Raw genomic sequence first — 21,330 nt, forward strand, 5'->3', positions numbered from 1 at the left:
AGCCGGGCGCACACCCCCGTCGCATTTACCTCGCGTGGGGATTCATGTTCACATATGGCACAAATACGCGTCCTCGCCGAGGAACTCACCGACCAGTTGGACTCTCCGACGCTCGTCGAGGGACTTCCGGGTGTTGGACTCGTGGGGAAGATTGCGGCCGACCACCTCGTCGAGGTGTTCGACATGACTCACTACGGTGACGTCTACTGCGGGGGTGTCCCGAAGGTGGCGGTGTACATGGAGGGTAAACCGACGATTCACCCGCCAGTCCGACTCTACGCCGACGCCGAGCACGACTTACTCGTCCTCCAGAGCGACATCCCGATTCGACCTGACTCGGCGACCGAACTCGCGACGTGTCTGGAGACGTGGTTCGAGCAACTCGACGTGACGCCGATATACCTCTCTGGAATCGCACGGGAGAAGACCGCAGACGTCCCTGCACTGTACGGCGTGGGTTCTGACGGCGTCCTCGACCGACTGGAATCCGCGGAAATCGGTCTCCCGACCGAGACCGGCCTCGTCTCGGGGCCGACGGGCGCCATGCTGAGTCACGCAGTCCAGTCTGGACGGCCTGCGTTCGGACTCATCGTCGAATCCGACCCGCAGTTCCCCGACCCAGAGGCGGCCCGAGTCATCATCAAACACGGAATCGAACCGTTGACCGGTATCGAGGTTCCGGTCGACGACCTCGTCGACAGCGCGGCCGAGATTCGGCAGGCGAAAGAACAGTTGGCCAAGCAGATGCAACATGGCGAAGAGGAGAGTACACAAGCACAGCCGCTCGGTATGTACCAGTAGGTGTCGCGGACTGCAACTCACCCCAACAGTGAGAATGTTTCGGCCCGACGCCAGTCTACACTCTTAAGCCATATCAGGCACTTTTCCCGCCCATGAGCGACGACCCTGCCGAGTCGGTTACGGAACCAACTGCAGAAGGTGACACCGAGACGGCCGCTGACGCCGACGCGTCGGGCTTCGAAGACGCGGAGGTAGTCGATGTCGAGTCCGAACCGGACGAGTCGGCTGCCGACGCATCCGAAGACGACGCCGCTGACGCTGCCGAAGCGTCTCCTGCGGACGATTCAGTTTCCGTTGCTGACCGCGTAGCCGAGTTCGACGACGAACTCGCAGCCGAAGTTGCAGCACTCGAAGCACGCGTTTCCGACCTCGAAGCCGAGCGCGACGAGGCTGCAGAGACCGCGTCCGAACTCGAACAACGCCTGAAGCGGACGCAAGCCGACTTCCAGAACTACAAGAAGCGAGCCAAGAAGCGCCAAGACCAGATCAAAGACCGCGCGACCGAGGACTTCGTCGAACGCGTCGTGACGGTCCGAGACAACCTCGTCCGCGCGCTGGACCAAGACGAGGACGCCGACATCCGCGACGGCCTCGAATCGACGCTCAAGGAGTTCGACCGCATCCTCGAAGACGAGAACGTCGAAGTCATCGACCCCGAACCGGGAACTGACGTCGACCCGACCCGTCACGAAGTAATGATGCGCGTCGACAGCGACCAACCCGTCGACACCATCGCCAGCGTGTTCCAACCCGGATACGAGATGGCAGACAAGGTCATTCGCGCGGCGCAGGTCACCGTCAGTAAAGACGAGTAGTTCCCCAGTACGCTCCTCGAATTGGCTAAATCCGGGGAGGACTTTTCTTCTCACCCCTCCTCCTGTGACACATGCGATTCCGTCCCCGTCGACGTCGTCCGACGGTTCGGGTTACCCAACACGGGGACCCGCTCGACGACGGGCTCCTGTTCGTTCTCGGGTGGGGGAACAAACCCAGTCACCGAAGCGTCCAGTGGCTTATCGACCGCCTCACGTACGATGGCTACCGCGTGCACGCCGTCGAACTCCCGACGAACGGGTGGGAGTTCGAACAACAGTACGTCGCGCCGGTCAGGGCCTACGCAGTCGACCGAAACATCGACCTCGTACTCAGCCACAGCACCGGTGGTCTCGTCGCGTCCCACCTCGACCTCGCCGTTCGGAACGTCTTCTTGAGTCCGTGGTGGGGGATGGCCCTCAGTGGGGTCGGCCGACTCCTCTATCCCCTCGTCAGCAGACTCCCGACGACCAGACCAATCGTCCCGAGTGGAATCTCACGGACCGACCTCGGTGAGATGAAACTCGCGGCAGAGGTCGCCGACACGCCGGATACCGTCTCACCGGCGTTCCTCCGGATGATTCGGTCGGCACAGCAAACACTGCCTCCGTTTAGGGAGACAGACGTGGTCTTCTTTACTCCGACCGACCGCGTCGTCGACGTTCGCAGTATCGGTGAGCGCACACCGGCGGCGAACCTCGTCCCCTACGACGGTGGCCACGAGTTCTTCGCCAGCGAAGCACGCGAGCGAACGTTTTCGAAGGTCCTTACGGCCCTCGAAGACGGCCCCGACGCGTTTCCATCGGTAAAACCGAACACCATCGAGGCACTCGAAGGGTCTCTCTCGGCGGACTGAGTCTCGACACGGCAGCCGACTCGCCGAGTCATCGCGAGTGACAGATTTGTAACTGCTTAGCGTGTCGAACGACACGGTGGGCGGTTCTACATAAATCGACCGACCTGTTTCGACGCGAGAATGCAAAATCGCAAGACAGCGTCGACCTCGTGTCACCGTGTGTGTCGCAGTATCTAGTAACCTTTAACCGGCAAAGGCCGGTATCTGTGACCAAGATGGCGAGCAATAAGATTCTGGGTATCGACCTTGGTACCACGAACAGCGCGTTCGCGGTGATGGAAGGTGGAGACCCGGAGATTATCGTGAACGCAGAAGGCGACCGAACGACACCCTCCGTCGTCGCGTTCACCGACGATGGTGAGCGCCTCGTGGGGAAGCCGGCGAAGAACCAGGCTATCCAGAACCCTGAGCGCACCATCCGCTCCATCAAGCGCCACATGGGTGAAGACGGCTACACCGTCGAGATCGAGGGCGAAGACTACACGCCCGAGCAGATTTCGGCGATGATCCTCCAGAAGATTAAACGCGACGCCGAAGACTACCTCGGCGACGAACTCAAGAAAGCCGTCATCACGGTCCCTGCGTACTTCAACGACAAACAGCGGCAGGCGACGAAAGACGCCGGCGAAATCGCTGGCCTCGAAGTCGAGCGCATCGTCAACGAACCGACTGCGGCGTCGATGGCGTACGGTCTCGACGACGAGTCGAACCAGACCGTTCTCGTCTACGACCTCGGTGGCGGGACGTTCGACGTTTCGGTCCTCGACCTCGGTGGCGGCGTCTACGAAGTCGTCGCGACGAACGGGGACAACGACCTCGGTGGGGACGACTGGGACGAGGCCATCATCGACTGGCTCGCCCAGGAGTTCAAGAACGACCACAACATCGACCTCCGCGAAGACCGGCAGGCGCTCCAGCGCCTGAAGGACGCAGCCGAAGAGGCCAAGATCGAACTCTCCTCGCGCAAGGAGACCACCATCAACCTCCCGTTCATCACGGCGACGGACTCCGGCCCGGTCCACCTCGAATACGACCTCACGCGCGCCAAGTTCGAGTCGCTCACGAAGGACCTCATCGACCGTACGGTCGAACCGACGGAGCAGGCCCTCGAAGACGCCGACTACTCGAAAGACGACATCGACGAAGTCATCCTCGTCGGTGGGTCGACCCGCATGCCGCAGGTCATCGACAAGGTCGACGAGATGCTCGGCTCTGAGCCGAAGAAGTCCGTCAACCCCGACGAAGCCGTCGCACTCGGTGCGGCGATTCAGGGTGGTGTCCTCGGCGGCGAAGTCGACGACATCGTTCTCCTCGACGTGACGCCGCTCTCGCTCGGTATCGAGGTCAAGGGTGGTCTCTTCGAGCGTCTCATCGAGAAGAACACGACCATCCCGACCGAGGAGTCGAAAATCTTCACCACGGCGGCCGACAACCAGACCACGGTTCAGGTTCGCGTCTTCCAGGGTGAACGCGAGATGGCTGCCGACAACGAACTCCTCGGCGAGTTCACGCTCTCGGGCATCCCACCGGCACCGGCCGGCACCCCGCAGATTGAAGTCGGCTTCAACATCGACGAGAACGGTATCGTCAACGTCTCTGCAGAGGACAAAGGCTCCGGCAACGCCGAGTCCATCACTATCGAAGGCGGCGCTGGTCTCTCCGACGAGGAAATCGACCGGATGCAGCAGGAAGCAGAGCAGCACGCCGAAGAGGACAAAGAGCGTCGCCGCGCCGTCGAGGCCCGCAACGAGGCCGAAGGCGCAGTCCAGCGCGCAGAGACGCTCCTCGAAGAGAACGAAGAGAACGTCGACGACGAACTCCAAGCCGACATCGAGGCGGCTATCGAGGACGTCGAAGCGACCCTCGAAGACGCGGAAGCCTCGACGGAAGAACTCGAAGACGTCACCGAACACCTCTCGAAGGAACTGCAGGAGATTGGCAAGCGCATGTACCAGCAGCAGGCACAAGCGCAGGCTGGCGGCCCCGGCGGTATGGGCGGCGGCGCCGACCCTGACCCAGAGGACTTCGTCGACGCTGACGCCGACTTCGACGGCGACGAAGACGACGACAAGTAACCGCTCGTTCTGACCGCTTCGTCGGTCCCCGACGAAGTCGGTCGATTTTCTCTCTCACGACCAGCCAGCGACAGCGCTCTCGCTCGTCTCGCCCCATCACGCGGGTGCTCGTCGGCGAGAGGCGCACTTTTCAAATACCTCCACGGATTACAAGGCAGTAACCGATGAGCGAGGACTTCTACGACGTGCTCGGGGTCTCGCGGGACGCCTCGAAAGACGAGATCAAGAACGCGTACCGCAAGAAGGCCGCGAAATACCATCCCGACGTCTCTGACGAAGACGACGCCGAGGAGAAGTTCAAGAAGGTCCAGAAGGCCAAGGAGGTCCTCACGGACGACGAAAAGCGCCAGATGTACGACCAGGTCGGCCACGAACGCTTCAAACAGGCACAGAAACACGGTGCCGGCGGCGGTGGCCAAGGTCGAGGCAACCCGTTCGGAGGCGGTGGCAACCCCTTCGGCGGCATGGGCGGTGGCGGGTTCGAAGACCTGTTCAACAACCTGTTCAACGGCGGTCGAGGCCAACAGCGCAACCGCCCGCAGCAGGGTCGTGACGTCGCCCAGCGCATCACCATCGACCTCGAAGACGCCTATCACGGCATCGAGCGCGATGTGACGATTCGTCGCCGTGAGGTCTGTCCCGAGTGTGACGGCGCGGGCCACCCCGAAGACGCCGACGTGAACACCTGTTCTGAGTGTGGCGGGTCGGGCCAGCAGACGACCGTCCAGCAGACGCCCTTCGGCCGGGTTCAGCAGTCGACCACCTGTCGTGCCTGCGGCGGCGAAGGCGAGACGTACAGCGAAGACTGTTCGGAGTGTCGCGGCAGTGGCCGCGTCCGTCGCACTCGTGACGTGACTATCACCATCCCCGCCGGCTTCCGCGACGGTCAGCGCCTCCGGTACCGCGGTGAGGGTGAACCCGGTGAGAACGGTGGACCGAACGGCGACCTCTTCGTCGAGGTAACCGTCCGCGAACACGAGGACTTCAAACGCGAGGGTGACGACCTCTACTACACCCACCCCATCTCCTTCCCACAGGCAGTCTTCGGCGCAACCGTCGACGTACCGACGGTCGACGGTGAGGAAGAACTGAAGGTTCCCGCTGGCACACAGAGTGGGTCGACGTTCACCGTCTCCGACGCAGGGATGCCCCATCTCGACGGCCGCGGGTCCGGTGACCTGCACGTCGAAGTTCACGTCGTCACGCCCGAAGACCTCAACAAAGAACAGCGCGAGGCGCTCAAGCAGTTCGCCGAAGCAGGTGGCGAAGAGGTCAAAGAGGGCCTCTTCCAGAAACTGAAGAACTCGCTGTAATCGCGTCAGTCCGCCGACGAACGGGTCCTCACTCCCGTTCGGTCGCCGACACGTTCAGGGTTCTCGCGGACGATTTCTAGCCGATGTCCTACACGAAGGCCAACTACCGCGACGTAGACGAACTCGGCGGTGGCCTCCACTTCATGCGTGACGCGCTCGAAACCGAACGACTCGGCGTCACCATCCTCGAGTGCGACCCGAACTGGACCGGAAAGGCACACGACCACGCCGAAGAGGGTCACGAAGAGGTGTACTTCCTCGTCTCCGGGGTGGCCACGCTCGTCGTCGACGGTGAGGTGATTCCGCTCGAATCTGGTGACGCCGTTCGGGTGTCGCCGGAAGCGACGCGGCAGTTCCGAAACGGGGACACAGCGAGTTTCGTCGTCGTCACCGGGTCGCCCTGAGGCACCCGACGGGCACCTCGGCGCCTTTTTTCACACCGACTCCGTAGGGGCGCGTATGGACGTCATCGGCGACCTCATGGCTCGCGACCGGCGAAGCGACCAACTCGCCTTACAGGTCGACGGTCCCGGCCGGACCTACACGTACTACGACCTCATCACCACGTCGTACAAGGCGGGAAACGTGCTCCGGTATCTCGGGGTCGGAAAGGGAGCCAGTGTCGCCATCGAACCAGTCGCCCTCCCCGAACCGATACTGACCTTCCTCGGCGCGGCACAGCTCGGTGCCGTGACCGTCTTCGACCCGACGGCCGACGCACGCGCCGTCTTGGTCGACGTCGCTCGTGAATCGGAGTTCGACCTCCCACCGGGACGGAAACTCGCCGTCTACAACGGGCCACCGAGTTCGCCATCGACGACGCACTGGGAGAAAGAAGTGTGGAGCGAGAACCCGGCGGTCCACCCAGAGATTGTCGATACTGACGACGTGGCGCTCGTCGCCGACGGCAGTGAGTATACACACGGCGAACTGCTCGATGCGGCACGAGAGGTCGTCGACGAGTACGGTCTCGGCCCCGACGACACCGTGGCAGTTCGCTCGTCGCTCTCCCATCCCGGAACGCTCGCCGCCGGGATTCTCGCACCGCTTCTCGCTGGCGGAACGATTCGGGTCACCGATGGGGACGACCCGGTAGAGGCAGCCCTCGCCGTCGGTGACGGCGCTCCCGAATCACCGTCGATATCACCCGACAACGCCATACCGAACCGTTGACGCAGAAAGTACTTACCACGTTCACGTCCTGTGTTTTTCATGGCAGACACCACCGTCGTCTCCGGCGACCGAGTCTCACTTCGCCCCGTCGAACGCGACGACGCTGAACTCCTCCAGCGGTCGACGACTGACCCCGAGATTCGCGTCCCGCTCGGTGCCCCGAAACCACAGAATCGGAATCAAGCCACCGAGTTCATCGAGAAGACGGTCGAAGAGGGCGACAACATCGCGTTCGTCGTCGAGGTGGACGGCGAGTCGGTCGGATTCGTCATGGTCGAAATCCGCGACTATGGTCGCCCGGAACTCGTCTACTGGTTGCTCCCCGAGTATCACGGACAGGGCTACGGGACCGACGCCGTCGGCTGTCTCGTCGACTACGTCTTCCGAACGGTCGACTGCCACGGACTCCAAGCAGTCACGTTCGATTTCAACGACGCCTCGCGTGGCGTCCTCGAACGCCTCGGATTCAGTCGAGAAGGGCGATTACGCGAAGCGGCGTTCGTCGACGGGTCGTACGTGGACGTCCTTCGATTTGGCCTGCTTCGCCGAGAGTGGGACGCGGCACAGTCCGACTGACTGTCTGTTCGGCGGCTTACGACGCCTTCTCTATCTTTTCGAGCGCCTCTGGGTTCTCGATGCTGCTCATGTCGCCGAGGTCTTCGCCTGCGTAGATGGCCGAGATTGCCCGCCGGATAATCTTTCCAGATTGGGTCTTCGGGAACTCGTCCACGAAGAGAATCTCGCGGGGGCGGAACGGCTTGCCGAGTTCGTCGCCGACGACGCCACGGAGTTCCTCGCGCAGGTCGTCGCTGCCGTCGACACCGTCTTCGAGGACGACGTAGGCGACGACGGCGGTTCCGGTGGTGTCGTCTGGAACGCCGACGGCGGCGGCTTGATTGACAGCGACGTGTTCGATGAGTGCGCCTTCGACTTCAGCGGGGCCGACCTTACGACCCGCCACGTTGAGGGCATCGTCGGCACGGCCGTGGAGGAACCAGAAGCCGTCTTCGTCTTTCTGTGCCCAGTCGCCGTGGTCCCAGAGGTCCTCCCACGAGGACCAGTAGGTGTCGAGATAGCGCTCGTCGCCGTCCCAGAGGCTCTTGGTCATCGACGGACAGGAGTCGCGAGCGACGAGGAAGCCACGTTCGTGGGTATCGGCGATGGACTCACCCGAGGAGTCCACGATGTCGATATCCATCCCGATGCCCGGACCACCGAGCGAACACGGTTTGAGGGGTTGTGTCGGCATCGGCATGAGGAAGCACCCACAGATTTCGGTCCCGCCGGAGATGTTGATGATTGGTGCCTCGCCGCCGCCGACGTGCTCGTAGAACCACATCCACGACTCGGGGTCCCACGGTTCGCCGGTCGACCCGAGCAGTCTGAGTGACGACAGGTCGTGTTGGTCGACGTACTCGTCGTCGTACTTCCGGAGGGCTCGAATCGCAGTGGGCGAGATGCCGAACGTGGTCAGGCGATGGCGCTCTATCATATCCCAGAACCGGTCGGGTTCCGGGTAGTCTGGTGCGCCTTCGTACATGAAGATGGTCCCCGCGAAGGTGTGGTTCCCGATGAGCGTCCACGGACCCATCATCCATCCGATGTCGGAGACCCAGAAGAAGCGGTCTTCGGGTTTCTGGTCGAAGCCGAAGTGAATCTCCTTGGCCGTCTGCATCAGCACGCCTGCGTGCGTGTGAACGATTCCTTTCGGCTTGCCCGTCGTCCCCGACGAGTACAAGAGCATCGACTCGGCGTCCGACGGGAGGTGTTTCGTCTCGTACTCGCTGTCGGCCTCGCCGACGGTGTCGTCCCACCACTCGTCGCGGCCGTCGGTCCACGGGACGGCTTGGTCGCTGTCTTCGAACCGCTGGTAGACGACAGTGTGTTCGACACACCCAGCCTCTTCGATGGCCTCGTCAGCAGTCTCTTTCAGCCGGATTTCCGACCCACGGCGGTAGAATCCGTCGGCGGTGAAGAGCACCGAGCACTCGGGGTCTTCGAGACGCGTCGCCGTGGCGTCGACACCGAATCCGGAGAAGATCGGGACGGCGATGGCACCGACTTTGAAACAGCCATAGAGGATGGAGATGACCTCGGGAACCATCGGCATGTAGAGGCCGACGGTGTCGCCTGTCTCGATGCCGTAGGATTCGAGGACGTTGGCGACGCGGTTCGCCTCCTGATAGAGGTCGTGGTAGGTCCGTTGGACGACTTCGCCGTCCTCGCCCTCCCAGATGCAGGCGACGCGGTTCCGGTTCGGCGAGTCGACCGCCGCGTGGCGGTCGAGGACGTTGTGCGCGATGTTGAGTTCACCGCCGGGATACCACTGTGAGAACTGTGGGCCGTCGGTGTCGTCCCGAACTTCGTCGTAGTCTTCGTAGAAGTCGATACCGAGGTAGTCGACGAGTTCGTCCCAGAACCACTCGACGCCGGACTCACCGACGCCCGGAATCTCTGTCGTAGTCCGCTCGATGAGTTCGTCGTAGTCCGAAATGTCGTACTCCCGCATGAACTGCGTCACGTTGGCGTCCTCGACGAACGCCGGGTCGGGTTCGTGCACCACCGTGTCGGTATCGGGTACGTCCATAAATCGACGTACTGCCACTGGGGGCATGAATCTTTACTGTTCTTTCATGCGAATGGGGGCGACCGACGGGAATCGCCTCACCTGGCCGGGGTGTTTTTATCCACCGGAAGGGTATACTGAGATATGTACGTCCGGGATGCCAAGAACCGAGACGAGGCCTGGTTGCTCGATGCACTCGAGGACTTGGAACTCGACGATGGCGCGTTCCGCTCCCGCGACTACGTCATCGCACTCGACGAAGAGACGAACGAGAAGGCTGGATTCGGCCGGATTCGCGTTCACAAGGGTGACGAGTCGTTCTGTGAGATTACCTGTGTTGGCGTTCCAGAGCGGTGGCGTGGGCAGGGAGTCGGTGCACACGTCATCGAGCGCCTGGTCGACCGTGCGACGGCCGAGGGCTACGACACCGTCTACGGCTTTTCGTCTGCACACCGCTACTGTATGCAGTTTGGGTTCGACCCTGTCGATGCTGCGGACCTCTCCGAACGGGTCGAGCGTCGCTTCGAGCAGGTCAAGTCGCGTGACGCGGACGCCATCGCGGTCCGACTTTCCAACGACGAGTTCATGATGCCGGACCGACTCCGAGAGCGGTTCAAGGTGGCTACCCCGGCCTCCAGCGCCGACGAGGCGGAACCGGAACTCACGGCAGAAGATTTCGGCTACGACGAAGAGACGCCGACGAAGTACTCCACGAACCTGCGGCGCTGACACTCAGGTTCGGTCGTCGAGGAAGTCCGTGCTGAAGACAATCCACGTCAGCACGCTACAGAAGAGAATCGGCGGAAGGATAGCGAAGCCCCAGAGTGGTTCGAGTCCCTGCATCAAGATGAGCACGACGTCTGCGAGTCCGAGTGCGAGGAACGGGGCAGTCGCCAACGCGGCGCGTTTCCGGTTCTTTCCACCCTCTTCTTCCGGAAGCGGCCCGGGCGATGGCTCACCGGTCGAAGACGACGTGGATGTCGACGAGGGCGCGTCCATGGTCGTCCCTCTGACCCGAACGAGCAAAAACAGTCCGCCTTTCGACTGCGAACAGTGTGGCCCTCAAGCGTCTTCGAGGCGCGACGCGAACTCGACGAGACCGAACAGGACTGCGAGGACGAGCGCCGAGACGACCATCCCGTAGAGGCTGAACGCCAGCGGTGACGTCGGGAGCGAGAGGACGCCGAACAGTGATACTTCGGCGGTGACCTGTCCACCGTTTTCGCCGATGAAGACGCCGAGAATTCCCGAGATTACCACGACGGTCGCACCGACGAGGAGGAGGATGTTTCGGCCGCCCAATGTGTCGTTCACGATGCCGGCTTAGGACTGAACGGTATAGTCGTTTGCGGGACGGTGCGACGTGAGAGGTGAGAGACGACTCTCAGCTATTCCTGACAGTCACGGAGACGAACGAACTAAGCTACCCCGCACGAATCACGGCCACACGATGCCCGAACTACTCGTCGAACGCGCCCGCGAAGCGCTCGACAACGCCTACGTTCCGTACTCTGAGTACACTGTCGGTGCCGCGCTCAGAACCGCCGATGGGTCGGTGTACGTCGGGTGTAACATCGAGAACGCCAACTACTCGAACAGCCTCCACGCCGAAGAAGTCGCCATCGCGGAAGCGGTGAAGAACGGCCACACCGAGTTCGACAAAATCGCAGTCACCTCGGGTGCGCTCGATGGCGTCACCCCGTGTGGGATGTGCCGGCAGACACTCGCCGAGTTCGCCGACGAGGACCTCGAAATCGTCTGCGACCTCGGCGGCGACGACACGGCCGTGTACACACTGGGTGAACTCTTGCCCAACACCATCTCACTGGACACCCTCGAAGCCGCCGCCGAGAAGCGCGACCGCGACGAGTAACGTGCCATCCACCGCCGACCACGGCGGGCGTTCGCTCGTACTCGCGCTGCTCGTTCTCCTCTCGGGATGTGCTGGGCTCCCGGCGGAACCATCGGTCGACGCCGCCCTGTTCGACTCGTCGTCTGGCGTTGCACTCGGTGTTGGCTCGGACCCGGTGCCGACAGCGTCGCCTGCGGTGCCGAACTCTGAGGTGGAACCCGCAGACAATCCGTGGGGTCACACACCCATCGTCGTCGGAGTCGATGGACTCGACGACGGCCGAGATTACGCATCGCTGGTCGAGTCGGCGGTCACGTACTGGCACGAGAACGCGACTGAAACTGCCTACGACCCGGCGTTCGTCGTTAGACCGAACGCGTCGAATCCGGACGTTCGCGTCACAGTCGTCGAAGAGATTACGTCCTGCGGTGGGTACCACGGGCGAGATGCCGTCGGATGCGCTCCTATCTTGAACAGTTCGAGCAGTGAGAACACGACTCCCGTGCTGGTGAGTGCTGGCTACGACGACGAGACGACGAGAACCGTCATCACCCACGAGTTCGGTCATCTTCTGGGCCTCACCCACGACGATGCCGAGCGATACGACGTGATGGGGCCTCGAATCGAGACGACACCACTCCCGGTTCCGAACGCAACGACCCGCGACTATCCGTACCACGACACCACGCTCACTGTGTACGTCGACCTCTCGAACGTCTCGGCAGCCGAACGAGACGCCTACGAGGCCGAAATCGACCACGCGTTGAGCTACTACGAGTCGGGTGCAGCGGGCTTTTCGCCCGAGGGACTCACGCTCACTCGTGTTTCAGACCCGTCTCGGGCGCAGGTCGTCATCTCGGTCGCCCCCTTCGAAGATGGATACTCGGGGGCCCGATGGCGACGAACTGGCGAGTCGACCGACGGTGACGACGCGTTCGAGTGGTACACCGGCGGAGACATCATCGTAGACGCGGGCATGGGTCCCACCCTCGTCGATTGGTACGTCGGGTCTGCACTGGGGTATCTGCTCGCGGCCGACGACCGGTCGGAGTTGCCGCCACCGTTCCGCGATAGCGACCTGCGAGACGACCCACAGTGGCGCGGTGTGACGAACGAATCGGCGTGGTGAACGGTTCTGCGGTCGGTCATTTTGGAGAACGCAAGAATTTCCACTGTTCACCTTGGAGTAGTCGTATGAACGACAGTGAGGACCCAAACGCCGAGGTACAGTACCACCTCGAAGTCGGTCCAGCGGACCTCGCAGATGCCGTCTTGCTCCCCGGAAACCCCGAGCGCGTCGACAAGATAACCGCGCTGTGGGACGACCACGAGGAGAAAGCATACCATCGTGAGTACCGCACCGCGACCGGGACGTACGACGAGACACCAATCTCGGTCACGTCGACGGGTATCGGCAGTCCATCGGCCGCAATCGCCGTCGAAGAACTCGCGCGCGTTGGCGTCGATACGTTCATCCGCGTCGGGTCGTGTGGTGCCATCCAACCCGAGATGGACGTCGGTGACCTCGTCATCACCTCGGGCGCTGTCAGGCAGGAAGGAACCTCCAAGGAGTACGTCCGCGAGGACTACCCCGCCGTCGCCGACCACGAAGTCGTCTCTGCTCTCGTCGCTGCGGCCGAGCGACTCGGATACGACTACCACGTCGGTCTCACGATGAGCGCAGACTCGTTCTACGCCGGTCAGGGTCGCCCGGGACTCGACGAATTCCGCGCTGCAGGCTCTGAGTCGCTCGTCGAAGAGCTCCAGAACGCGAACGTGAAGAACATCGAGATGGAGGCGTCGGCGCTGTTGACCATCGCCAACATCTACGGACTGCGCGCCGGTGCCGTCTGTTCTGTGTACGCGAATCGCGTCACAGGAGAGTTCCGAACCGAAGGCGAGTCCCGTGCGGCCGAAGTCGCGAGCCTCGCGGTTCACCTCCTCGCGAAGATGGACGAAGTCAAACAGGAAGCGGGTGTCGACCACTGGCACGCCGGACTGAGCCTCGAGTAATCCGACAACCGTCGAACCCGAATTTCGACGATATGGGCCGTATAGTCCCAAAATTGCCACCGAGCGGGAGACGGTTTCAAAGCCCCTTTATCTGATGACTGCACAGACGACGACATGAGCACGCAGGTCGTCGTTCTCGGCTCGGGCTACGCCGGGGCCGGCGCAGTAAAACGCCTCGAAAAGGAACTCGGTCACGACGCACAGCTGACGTGGGTCGCCGAACACGACTACCACCTCGTCCTCCACGAGGTCCACCGATGTATTCGTGACCCGAGCGTCGAGTCGAACATCGCGATCCCCATCGACGACGTGAAATCCAGCGAGACGGACTTCGTCAAGGGCCGTGTGACCGACGTCGACGCCGACGAGCGCGTCGTCGAACTCGAAGGTGGCGACACCGTCGACTACGACTACCTTCTGGTCGCGATTGGGTCGTCGACGGCCTTCTTCGGCATCGAGGGCCTCGAAGAGTACGCACACCAGCTCAAGGGTCTCGACGACGCCCGCGAGATTCACCAGGACATCAAGCAGGCCTCCGCAGACGCCTCGCGTGACGACCCCGCACAGGTCGTCATCGGCGGTGCTGGCCTCTCCGGTATCCAGACGGCCGCGGAAGTCGCCGAATACCGCGACCTGAACCGCGCCTCCATCGACATCAAACTCGTCGAAGGGATGGACGAAATCTTCCCCGGCAACGACCCAGAACTGCAGGGTGCGCTCCGGCGTCGTCTCGAAGATCTCGACATCGACATCCTGACCGGCGACTTCATCTCGAAAGTCGACGAGGAGACCGTCTTCATCGGCGGTGGCGAAGACGAAGCACCCGACGAAGTCGCCTACGACGTGCTAGTTTGGACGGGCGGCATCACGGGGCAGCCCGAAGCGCAGGAACTCGAACTCGAACAGGACGAGCGCTCCCACCGCTTCTACGCCGAGGACGACTTCCAGACGAGCGACGAGCGCATCTTTGCGGTCGGTGACTGTGCCCTCGTCGAACAGGGCTCCGACAGCGTCGCGCCGCCGACGGCACAGGCCGCCTGGGACGCCGCAGACGTCGCCGGAGCGAACGTCGCCCGCGCCATCGACGGACGCCCGCTCAAGCGCTGGTCGTTCACGGACAAAGGGACGGTCATCTCCATCGGTGAGGACGCCGTCGCACACGGTGTCAAGTTCCCCGTCGTCGGTGAGTTCCCGGTCAACGTCTTCGGCGGTCCGCTCGCGAAAGTGCTGAAGAAGGGTATCGCTGCGAACTGGATTGCCGACGTGACGACCGTCAACCGCGCAGTCTCGGCCTGGAGCGACCTGTAGAACGACTCGCTCCGACCACCTCGCTCCGACCACCTCGCTGCATCTTCTCTCTTCCCCCCCACGTCTCTTCTCCCCCCACACGTCTTTTTCCCTCACACGTCTCTTCTCGCTTCGTTGGGTCGCGTTCGTACGACTCGGCGTCTCCCAGTCGCCGAGTCTGGAGGCTGACGTCTTGTGTTGCGGCGACGCTCTCGTGGCGGTTGCTCGAAGAGATAAAAACGAGACTGGGCGGGGAACCTAGTGCGAGGGTTCGCCGACCGGTGCTTCCATATCGTCGATACGGAGGATGAGAATGTTACTCGTGTCGTCTTTTCCGTCGAGTGTTCCGTCGATGACGAGTTTCGAAAGCGGCGTCGGACCGACACGAACCTTGTCACCCTCGTGGAAGTCGCGGACCGACCCCTGAACGTGAATCTCTGCGCGGCAGAGTTCCGGGTGGTGGACACTGGAGAGGTCGATCTCGTCGACGTTCACGCCTTCGACTTTCTCGTCGTTGTGGAAGAGGGGGACCGACGCGGGTTCGTCCATCTTGTCTACGTCGAGTGCCTCGTACGCGTTCGCCGTCGGCTTGTACCCGCCTTTCGGACCTGGGACACCTTCGACGAGTTGGAGCGCTTTCAGACTCTGCATCTGGTTGCGGATAGTACCGGGGTTGCGGTTGACTTCTTCCGCGATGTCTTCACCCTTCACCGCATCTTCGGAGTCTCGGTAGAGGTTGATGAGTGCGGTAAGGATAGTTTTCTGACTCGAAGTCAGCTCGATTGACGACATGGAGAGTGGTTCGCTACATGCGTCCTTAAATCCGATGGATGATGGTCCGAATATTCTGTTCCCTTCGGTTGTAACGAACACCTATTCAGGAATGTTCAACCAGTCTCAACGTTCTTCGAGATAGTGTCGATAGCACTAAACACCTCACTGATGTGTTGTTGATTATGAACGGGAAACGAGTCCTTGTCACCGGCGGTGCGGGGTTTATCGGTTCCAACCTCGCCAACTCGCTCGCCGAAGACAACGACGTGGTCGCCATCGACGACCTCTATCTCGGAACGCCCGAGAATCTCGATTCGAGTGTGGAGTTCCACGACGTGAGCGTCCTCGACGACGACCTCCCAACCGAGGACGTGGACGTGGTGTTCCACCTTGCGGCGCTGTCCTCGTACAAGATGCACGAAGAAGACCCCGCACTGGGTGCCCGCGTCAACGTCGAAGGCTTCGTCAACACCGTCGAACAGGCCCGAAACGACGGCTGCGACACCGTCGTCTACGCGTCGACGTCGTCGATTTATGGCTCTCGAACCGAGCCATCGCCCGAAGACATGCCCGTCGAGGCACGGACGGGGTACGAAGCGTCGAAGCTCGCCCGCGAGCGCTACGCCGAGTACTTCCATAACCACTACGACATGCAACTCGCCGGACTCCGTTTCTTCTCGGTGTATCAAGGCTTCGACGGCGCCGAAGAACACAAAGGCGAGTTCGCGAACACCGTCGCACAGTTCGCCGACAAGATCGCTGCTGGCGAACGCCCAGAACTCTTCGGTGACGGGTCGCAAACACGTGATTTTACCCACGTCGACGACATCGTCCGCGGTATCGAACTCGCGGCAGAACACCGACTGCAGGGCATCTACAACCTCGGAACCGGTGAGAGTTACTCGTTCAACGAGATGGTCGAGCTGATAAACGAGGCTCTCGGAACCGACGTCGAACCCGCGTACATCGAGAATCCCCTCGAGGTGTACGTCCACGATACGATGGCTGATTGCACGAAGATTCGCGAGGAGACCGGATGGGAACCAGAAATCTCGTTCGAAGAAGGCGTCCGTCGCGTCTGCGAACCGTATCTCTCTGAGTAACCACACTACTCGTCGGTCGACGGCGACCGACTCCGTTGTTCGAACTCCACGGTTACTGTGACGTCTCGCTGTGTGGTCTCGCGTATCTGACTTCTCAGAATCGTCACCGTGTAGTACGCCGTCGGTTGCGGGGTGAGTTCGTAAGCCGAACTTCGGCGAGGGAGGTCACCACCTCGTCGCAAAAACCGGGTGGCTGACTGGTCTGAAACACCAGACGGTCACGCAGTGTGAGGTGTCCGTCAGGGTGTGTTTTCCGATGCCACTAAACACCCCGACTGAGTGGTTCGAATATGGACCGAAACGTAAGAATACTCGGTGCACCGACGGACTACGGTGCAAATCGACGTGGTGTGGACATGGGTCCCTCTGCGATTCGATACGGAGGGCTGACGTCCCAACTCGAATCGGCCGGTGTCTCGGTGACGGACGCAGGTGACCTCACCGTCCCCCATCACGCGACCCGCGATGCCGACGCCGGTGCGGAGAATGCAAAACATATCCAAGAAGTCGAAGAGGTCTGTACGGCCCTCGCCGACGCCGTGTCGACTTCGATTTCGGATGGCGAGACACCACTCGCCCTCGGTGGTGACCACTCTATCGCCATCGGTTCGATGGTCGGAAGCGCACGTGACGCCGACATCGGCGTCGTCTGGTTCGACGCACACGGCGACTTCAACACGCCAGAGACCTCGCCTTCGGGGAACGTCCACGGGATGCCGCTCGCCGCAGCACTCGGCATCGGCGACTTCGCGGGTGTCGAATGGGCGAACGCGGCAGGTCTGAAAGAAGAGAACGTCGCTATCGTCGGTCTCCGCGACGTGGACAGGAACGAGGCGGCAGCGATTCGCGACACCGACGTGACTGCCTACACGATGTCCGACATCGACGAACGCGGCATCACCGAGGTCACACAGGATGCCCTCGACGTTGCCACGAGCGGAACCGACGGTATCCACGTCAGTCTCGACCTCGATTGGCTCGACCCCCGGGAGGCACCCGGTGTCGGGACCCCCGTCCGTGGCGGTGCGACGTACCGCGAGGCCCACGCAGCGATGGAACTCGTCGCCAAGTCGGACGCACTTCGCTCGCTCGAACTCGTCGAAGTCAACCCAATCTTGGACCAGCACAACGAGACGGCAACGCTCGCAACCGAACTCGCCGCTAGCGCCTTCGGCAAGCGCATCCTCTAATGGCGGTCCCAAGAGAAGCCCCCGCCCCGCACGACCTCGCTGCTGGCGTCGTCGTTCTCCGCGACGAGTCGGTACTCGCAGTGTACGAGAAAGGTCGCTGGGGACTGCCGAAAGGTGGGTCTGAACCCGGAGAGTTCTTCTACGAGACGGCCGCCCGCGAGGCGGGCGAAGAGACCGGTCTCAACGTCGAGATTCAGTCACTCGCGTTCACGACCGAGATTCGCGCCCCCGACCGCCGTATCTATCTTCAGCGATTCTACCACGGGGTCGCGAACGACGACGTCGAACCTGAACCGCTCGACCCCACAGACGAAATCGAGGAAGCGAAGTTCCTCCCGCTGTCTGAACTCGGGTCGACGCTCACCTACCGCCCACGAGTCGAACCCCTCCGTGAGTGGCTCAGAGACCGCAAACCGCGACACTACACCTACGACCTGACGAACTCGCCGTCACACGTCGACGAGTAAACGGCTACGACGTTTCGGCCGTTCGTTGCTCTTCTCTCGCCCGTCGAACGACGTACCCAACGGTTCCACCAACACCGCCCAACAGGAGTGCGATACCCACGCCGCTGGCGAGCGGGTAGACCACCCATGCCGCGGACTCCGGTGCCGCAACTGGCACGAATAGGTTGAACGTGAACGCCAGACTCGGACCGAGGGCGAGTACTACTCCTGCGACGACGCTTCCACCACGGTACACGAAGACCGCGACCGCGGCTCCAATCAGCACTGCGCCGCCATCGATGACCAACGACTGCACAGGCGTCGGTGGCGAGAGATTCCACGTCCGCAGCGCGGTAAGCGCCGCGAGGATGACGACGAAGACGAGCGCTGATATCCCCGCCACTCTCGATAGCGGCCAGTCTCTCATACGAAGGCGACTCCGTGGCTGAAGTAAGTGTCTTCGGGCGAACCGCGCGAAAAAGAACCGTCGGTGGAGCGAGTCATCTTACTCTTCGGCCGCTTCGGACGCTTCGACTGCGTCGTCTGCGCCTTCTTCGAGTTCCTCGTCTTCGGTCGTCATCGCTGGTGGAATCACGTCGACAGAGGCGACGGAGTCGCCGTCGTCGAGGTCCATGACGATGACACCCATCGTGTTGCGGCCGACCGTCGAGATGTCCTCGACGGGCGTCCGAACGATTTGGCCTTCGTCGGACATGACGACGAGATGGTCGCCTTCACCGACGGTGTTGATGGCACAGACGGGGCCGTTTCGCTCGTTGGTCTTGATGTCGATGAGACCCTTCCCGTTGCGGGACTGTGGGCGGTACTTGTCGAGGTCAGTCCGCTTGCCGTAGCCGTTGTCGGTGACAGTCAGAATCCAACTGTGGTGGTCTTCGTCGATTGCGGCGACACCGGCGACTTGGTCGTCGCCAGTGAGTTTGATGCCGCGGACACCGCGGGCCGAGCGACCCATCGCACGAACCTCGTCTTCCTCGAAGCGGATGGACATGCCCTGTTCGGTGCCGATGACCAGGTCGTGTCCGCCGTGTGTGACCTCGACGTCCGCGAGTTCGTCGCCGTCGTCGAGTTTGGTGGCGATGATACCCGTCGAGAGGATGTTCTGGAATCGGTCGACGCTGGTGCGTTTGATGTACCCGTTTCGGGTCACCATCGTCAGATAGCCGTCGACTTCCTCTAAGTCGTCGCAGTTGACGACGGCGGTAATCTCCTCGCCCTTGTCGAAGTCGAGGAGGTTGACGGCGGACTTTCCGCGAGCAGTCCGGGACATCTCCGGAACTTGGTAGGTTTTGAGTTGGTAGACCTGCCCGTGGTTGGTGAAGCACAACAGGTCGTCGTGGGTGTTCGCGACGAACACCGACGACACCTTGTCGCCTTCTTTGAGGTCAGTCCCGATGATGCCCTTGCCACCGCGGTGTTGGGCACGGAATCGCGAGACTGGCATGCGCTTGATGTAGTCGTCTTCGCTGACGACGACGACAACGTCCTCTTCGGGGATGAGGTCTGCACGCGTGACTTCGCCAGTGTCGGCGACGAACGAGGTTCGCCGTTCGTCGGCGTACTCGTCTTTGATATCGAGGAGTTCGGACTCGATGACGGCGTCGAGTTCTGACGCGTCACCGAGGATGGTTTCGAGGCGCTCGATGGTCGCCTGAACCTCCTCGTACTCGTCTTCGATTTCGGCCGCTTCCATCGAGGTGAGCGAGCCAAGTTGCATCGAGACGATGTGGTTGGCCTGGTCTTCGGAGAAGTCGAACGACCGGAGCGCCTCGCCGTCGACTTCGACGACGACTTCGCCACGGAGGGCGGCCTTGGCGTCGTCACGACTCTCGGAGTTCCGGATGGTCTCGACCACGGCGTCGATGTGTTCGAGGGCCTTCAGACGGCCTTCGAGGATGTGTGCACGGTCTTCTGCCTCGGCGAGTTCGTACTCGGAGCGCCGTCGAACCACGTCGCGTCGGTGGTCGAGGTAGTGCTGCAGCGTCTCCTTGAGCGTGAGCACTTGCGGTTGCCCGTCGACGAGCGCGAGGTTGATGACACCGAAGGTAGATTCGAGGTGGTTGTCGAGAAGCTGGTTTTTGACAACTTCGGCCATCGCGCCGCGCTTGAGTTCGATGACGACGCGGATACCGTCGCGGTCGGACTCGTCGCGGATGTCGCGGATGCCCTCGATTTTGCCGGCGTTCACGTCGTCGGCGATTCGCTCGATGAGGCGGGCCTTGTTCTCCTGGTATGGGAGTTCGTTGATGATGATGCGGCCTTCCTCTTCTTCGACCTCGTAGTCGGCGCGGACGCGAACGCGTCCACGACCCGTCTTGTACGCTCTGTGGACCGCGTTGCGGCCGACGATGTTGGCACCAGTCGGGAAGTCGGGCCCTTTGACGTGCTCCATCAGGTCGGTGATGGTGGCGTCGGGGTTCTCGATGAGTTCGACGGTTGCGTCGACGACTTCACCGAGGTTGTGTGGCGGGATGTTCGTGGACATCCCGACGGCGATACCCGACGAGCCGTTGACGAGCAAGTTCGGGAACGACGACGGGAGGACCGTCGGTTCCTGCTTGCGGTCGTCGTAGTTGGACTGGAAGTCGACAGTGTCCTTGTCGATGTCCGCGAGGAGTTCCTCTGCGATAGAGGACATCCGCGCTTCCGTGTACCGCATGGCGGCCGGCGGGTCGCCGTCGACAGACCCGAAGTTCCCCTGTCCGTCGACGAGGGGATAGCGCATGGAGAAGTCCTGTGCCATGCGTGCGAGGGTGTCGTAGATTGCAGAGTCGCCGTGTGGGTGGTAGTCACCCATCGTCTCGCCCACGATGGACGAGGACTTCCGGTGTGACGAGTTGGAGGTCACGCCTGCCTGGTGCATCGCATAGAGGATGCGCCGGTGGACCGGCTTGAGGCCGTCGCGGACGTCCGGGAGGGCGCGTCCCGCGATGACCGACATCGCGTAGTCGATGTACGACTGCTCCATCTCGTCTTCGATGCGAGCGTTTCTAATCTCCGCCGCGATGCCCGCGCCGGGTTCGAATGAATCAGGTGCGTCAGAACTCATA

At 62.0% G+C, this 21,330-nt stretch carries 22 protein-coding genes; 16 read left to right on the forward strand and 6 right to left on the reverse strand.

All coding sequences use genetic code 11. From position 1 onward, the window contains the following. Positions 1 to 54 precede the first annotated feature (54 nt). The 8 genes from GJR98_RS10140 (at position 55) to GJR98_RS10175 (ending at position 7,607) form a co-directional block, all read left to right on the forward strand. Entirely contained in the window at positions 55 to 801 is a 747-nt protein-coding gene (locus tag GJR98_RS10140) for a proteasome assembly chaperone family protein (RefSeq protein ID WP_151137968.1), read from the forward strand. A gap of 92 nt (positions 802 to 893) precedes the next feature. Next, complete coding sequence (locus GJR98_RS10145; protein WP_151137971.1) at positions 894 to 1,616, forward strand: nucleotide exchange factor GrpE; 723 nt, start codon at positions 894 to 896, stop codon at positions 1,614 to 1,616. Positions 1,617 to 1,687: 71 nt separating this feature from the next. After that, positions 1,688 to 2,470 (forward strand): alpha/beta hydrolase, encoded by a 783-nt coding sequence (locus GJR98_RS10150; RefSeq protein WP_151137973.1) that lies wholly within the window; start codon positions 1,688 to 1,690, stop codon positions 2,468 to 2,470. A 215-nt stretch (positions 2,471 to 2,685) separates the two neighbouring features. Further along, entirely contained in the window at positions 2,686 to 4,545 is a 1,860-nt protein-coding gene (dnaK, locus tag GJR98_RS10155) for a molecular chaperone DnaK (RefSeq protein WP_151137976.1), read from the forward strand. Between the two features lie 164 nt (positions 4,546 to 4,709). Further along, complete coding sequence (dnaJ, locus tag GJR98_RS10160; protein ID WP_151137978.1) at positions 4,710 to 5,858, forward strand: molecular chaperone DnaJ; 1,149 nt, start codon at positions 4,710 to 4,712, stop codon at positions 5,856 to 5,858. A gap of 83 nt (positions 5,859 to 5,941) precedes the next feature. Continuing rightward, entirely contained in the window at positions 5,942 to 6,262 is a 321-nt protein-coding gene (locus GJR98_RS10165) for a cupin domain-containing protein (protein ID WP_151137981.1), read from the forward strand. 55 nt (positions 6,263 to 6,317) lie between these two features. After that, positions 6,318 to 7,031, forward strand: coding sequence for an AMP-binding protein (locus GJR98_RS10170; protein WP_151137984.1), 714 nt, complete (start codon positions 6,318 to 6,320; stop codon positions 7,029 to 7,031). A gap of 39 nt (positions 7,032 to 7,070) precedes the next feature. Next, positions 7,071 to 7,607 carry a GNAT family N-acetyltransferase gene (locus tag GJR98_RS10175; RefSeq protein WP_151137986.1) on the forward strand — a complete coding sequence of 179 codons (537 nt, stop codon included), beginning with the start codon at positions 7,071 to 7,073 and terminating at the stop codon, positions 7,605 to 7,607. 16 nt (positions 7,608 to 7,623) lie between these two features. Here GJR98_RS10175 and GJR98_RS10180 read toward each other — a convergent pair whose 3' ends face one another. Next, entirely contained in the window at positions 7,624 to 9,618 is a 1,995-nt protein-coding gene (locus tag GJR98_RS10180; RefSeq protein WP_151137989.1) for an AMP-binding protein, read from the reverse strand. Between the two features lie 123 nt (positions 9,619 to 9,741). Between GJR98_RS10180 and GJR98_RS10185 the strand changes: the two genes are divergently transcribed. Further along, positions 9,742 to 10,326, forward strand: coding sequence for a GNAT family N-acetyltransferase (locus GJR98_RS10185; RefSeq protein ID WP_151137992.1), 585 nt, complete (start codon positions 9,742 to 9,744; stop codon positions 10,324 to 10,326). 3 nt (positions 10,327 to 10,329) lie between these two features. On the opposite strand, the gene GJR98_RS10190 is transcribed toward GJR98_RS10185, so the two are convergent. Together GJR98_RS10190 and GJR98_RS10195 are read right to left on the reverse strand one after the other, a co-directional pair. Beyond that, on the reverse strand, positions 10,330 to 10,596 hold the full coding sequence (locus GJR98_RS10190; protein WP_151137994.1) for a hypothetical protein: 267 nt from the start codon (positions 10,594 to 10,596) through the stop codon (positions 10,330 to 10,332). A 63-nt stretch (positions 10,597 to 10,659) separates the two neighbouring features. Beyond that, entirely contained in the window at positions 10,660 to 10,911 is a 252-nt protein-coding gene (locus GJR98_RS10195; protein WP_151137997.1) for a DUF7520 family protein, read from the reverse strand. 136 nt (positions 10,912 to 11,047) lie between these two features. Between GJR98_RS10195 and cdd the strand changes: the two genes are divergently transcribed. The 4 genes from cdd (at position 11,048) to GJR98_RS10215 (ending at position 14,770) form a co-directional block, all read left to right on the forward strand. Further along, entirely contained in the window at positions 11,048 to 11,470 is a 423-nt protein-coding gene (gene cdd / locus GJR98_RS10200; protein WP_151138000.1) for a cytidine deaminase, read from the forward strand. Position 11,471: 1 nt separating this feature from the next. Further along, entirely contained in the window at positions 11,472 to 12,578 is a 1,107-nt protein-coding gene (locus GJR98_RS10205) for a hypothetical protein (RefSeq protein ID WP_151138002.1), read from the forward strand. A gap of 65 nt (positions 12,579 to 12,643) precedes the next feature. After that, positions 12,644 to 13,462, forward strand: a complete 819-nt coding sequence (locus GJR98_RS10210; protein ID WP_151138005.1) for a nucleoside phosphorylase — start codon at positions 12,644 to 12,646, stop codon at positions 13,460 to 13,462. 114 nt (positions 13,463 to 13,576) lie between these two features. Next, entirely contained in the window at positions 13,577 to 14,770 is a 1,194-nt protein-coding gene (locus tag GJR98_RS10215) for an NAD(P)/FAD-dependent oxidoreductase (protein WP_151138008.1), read from the forward strand. Positions 14,771 to 15,007: 237 nt separating this feature from the next. Here GJR98_RS10215 and GJR98_RS10220 read toward each other — a convergent pair whose 3' ends face one another. Further along, a complete protein-coding gene (locus tag GJR98_RS10220; RefSeq protein ID WP_151138010.1) occupies positions 15,008 to 15,541 on the reverse strand; it encodes an Rrf2 family transcriptional regulator in 534 nt (177 codons plus the stop codon). 164 nt (positions 15,542 to 15,705) lie between these two features. Between GJR98_RS10220 and GJR98_RS10225 the strand changes: the two genes are divergently transcribed. The 3 genes from GJR98_RS10225 (at position 15,706) to GJR98_RS10235 (ending at position 18,283) form a co-directional block, all read left to right on the forward strand. Next, the gene (locus GJR98_RS10225; RefSeq protein WP_151138013.1) at positions 15,706 to 16,626 is read left to right on the forward strand and encodes an NAD-dependent epimerase/dehydratase family protein; all 921 of its coding nucleotides are present in this window, start codon (positions 15,706 to 15,708) and stop codon (positions 16,624 to 16,626) included. A 290-nt stretch (positions 16,627 to 16,916) separates the two neighbouring features. Then, complete coding sequence (gene rocF, locus GJR98_RS10230; RefSeq protein ID WP_151138016.1) at positions 16,917 to 17,816, forward strand: arginase; 900 nt, start codon at positions 16,917 to 16,919, stop codon at positions 17,814 to 17,816. Next, positions 17,816 to 18,283, forward strand: coding sequence for an NUDIX hydrolase (locus GJR98_RS10235; protein ID WP_151138018.1), 468 nt, complete (start codon positions 17,816 to 17,818; stop codon positions 18,281 to 18,283). Before rocF ends, GJR98_RS10235 begins: the two co-directional genes overlap by 1 nt. Positions 18,284 to 18,287: 4 nt before the next feature. Here GJR98_RS10235 and GJR98_RS10240 read toward each other — a convergent pair whose 3' ends face one another. Continuing rightward, positions 18,288 to 18,689 (reverse strand): hypothetical protein, encoded by a 402-nt coding sequence (locus GJR98_RS10240; protein WP_151138022.1) that lies wholly within the window; start codon positions 18,687 to 18,689, stop codon positions 18,288 to 18,290. Positions 18,690 to 18,767: 78 nt separating this feature from the next. Beyond that, a complete protein-coding gene (gene gyrA, locus GJR98_RS10245; RefSeq protein ID WP_151138024.1) occupies positions 18,768 to 21,329 on the reverse strand; it encodes a DNA gyrase subunit A in 2,562 nt (853 codons plus the stop codon). Between the last annotated feature and the right edge of the window lies 1 nt (position 21,330).

It is taken from the genome of Haloferax marinisediminis (assembly GCF_009674585.1).
GTDB lineage: Archaea > Halobacteriota > Halobacteria > Halobacteriales > Haloferacaceae > Haloferax > Haloferax marinisediminis.

What these genes read in the sequence shown, in the direction of transcription:
- GJR98_RS10140 (WP_151137968.1), top strand. Translation starts at nt 55, where the DNA reads ATGGCACAAATACGCGTCCTCGCCGAGGAACTCACCGACCAGTTGGAC.
- GJR98_RS10145 (WP_151137971.1), top strand. Translation starts at nt 894, where the DNA reads ATGAGCGACGACCCTGCCGAGTCGGTTACGGAACCAACTGCAGAAGGT.
- GJR98_RS10150 (WP_151137973.1), top strand. Translation starts at nt 1,688, where the DNA reads ATGCGATTCCGTCCCCGTCGACGTCGTCCGACGGTTCGGGTTACCCAA.
- dnaK (WP_151137976.1), top strand. Translation starts at nt 2,686, where the DNA reads ATGGCGAGCAATAAGATTCTGGGTATCGACCTTGGTACCACGAACAGC.
- dnaJ (WP_151137978.1), top strand. Translation starts at nt 4,710, where the DNA reads ATGAGCGAGGACTTCTACGACGTGCTCGGGGTCTCGCGGGACGCCTCG.
- GJR98_RS10165 (WP_151137981.1), top strand. Translation starts at nt 5,942, where the DNA reads ATGTCCTACACGAAGGCCAACTACCGCGACGTAGACGAACTCGGCGGT.
- GJR98_RS10170 (WP_151137984.1), top strand. Translation starts at nt 6,318, where the DNA reads ATGGACGTCATCGGCGACCTCATGGCTCGCGACCGGCGAAGCGACCAA.
- GJR98_RS10175 (WP_151137986.1), top strand. Translation starts at nt 7,071, where the DNA reads ATGGCAGACACCACCGTCGTCTCCGGCGACCGAGTCTCACTTCGCCCC.
- GJR98_RS10180 (WP_151137989.1), bottom strand. Translation starts at nt 9,618, where the DNA reads ATGGACGTACCCGATACCGACACGGTGGTGCACGAACCCGACCCGGCG.
- GJR98_RS10185 (WP_151137992.1), top strand. Translation starts at nt 9,742, where the DNA reads ATGTACGTCCGGGATGCCAAGAACCGAGACGAGGCCTGGTTGCTCGAT.
- GJR98_RS10190 (WP_151137994.1), bottom strand. Translation starts at nt 10,596, where the DNA reads ATGGACGCGCCCTCGTCGACATCCACGTCGTCTTCGACCGGTGAGCCA.
- cdd (WP_151138000.1), top strand. Translation starts at nt 11,048, where the DNA reads ATGCCCGAACTACTCGTCGAACGCGCCCGCGAAGCGCTCGACAACGCC.
- GJR98_RS10210 (WP_151138005.1), top strand. Translation starts at nt 12,644, where the DNA reads ATGAACGACAGTGAGGACCCAAACGCCGAGGTACAGTACCACCTCGAA.
- GJR98_RS10215 (WP_151138008.1), top strand. Translation starts at nt 13,577, where the DNA reads ATGAGCACGCAGGTCGTCGTTCTCGGCTCGGGCTACGCCGGGGCCGGC.
- GJR98_RS10220 (WP_151138010.1), bottom strand. Translation starts at nt 15,541, where the DNA reads ATGTCGTCAATCGAGCTGACTTCGAGTCAGAAAACTATCCTTACCGCA.
- GJR98_RS10225 (WP_151138013.1), top strand. Translation starts at nt 15,706, where the DNA reads ATGAACGGGAAACGAGTCCTTGTCACCGGCGGTGCGGGGTTTATCGGT.
- rocF (WP_151138016.1), top strand. Translation starts at nt 16,917, where the DNA reads ATGGACCGAAACGTAAGAATACTCGGTGCACCGACGGACTACGGTGCA.
- GJR98_RS10235 (WP_151138018.1), top strand. Translation starts at nt 17,816, where the DNA reads ATGGCGGTCCCAAGAGAAGCCCCCGCCCCGCACGACCTCGCTGCTGGC.
- GJR98_RS10240 (WP_151138022.1), bottom strand. Translation starts at nt 18,689, where the DNA reads ATGAGAGACTGGCCGCTATCGAGAGTGGCGGGGATATCAGCGCTCGTC.
- gyrA (WP_151138024.1), bottom strand. Translation starts at nt 21,329, where the DNA reads ATGAGTTCTGACGCACCTGATTCATTCGAACCCGGCGCGGGCATCGCG.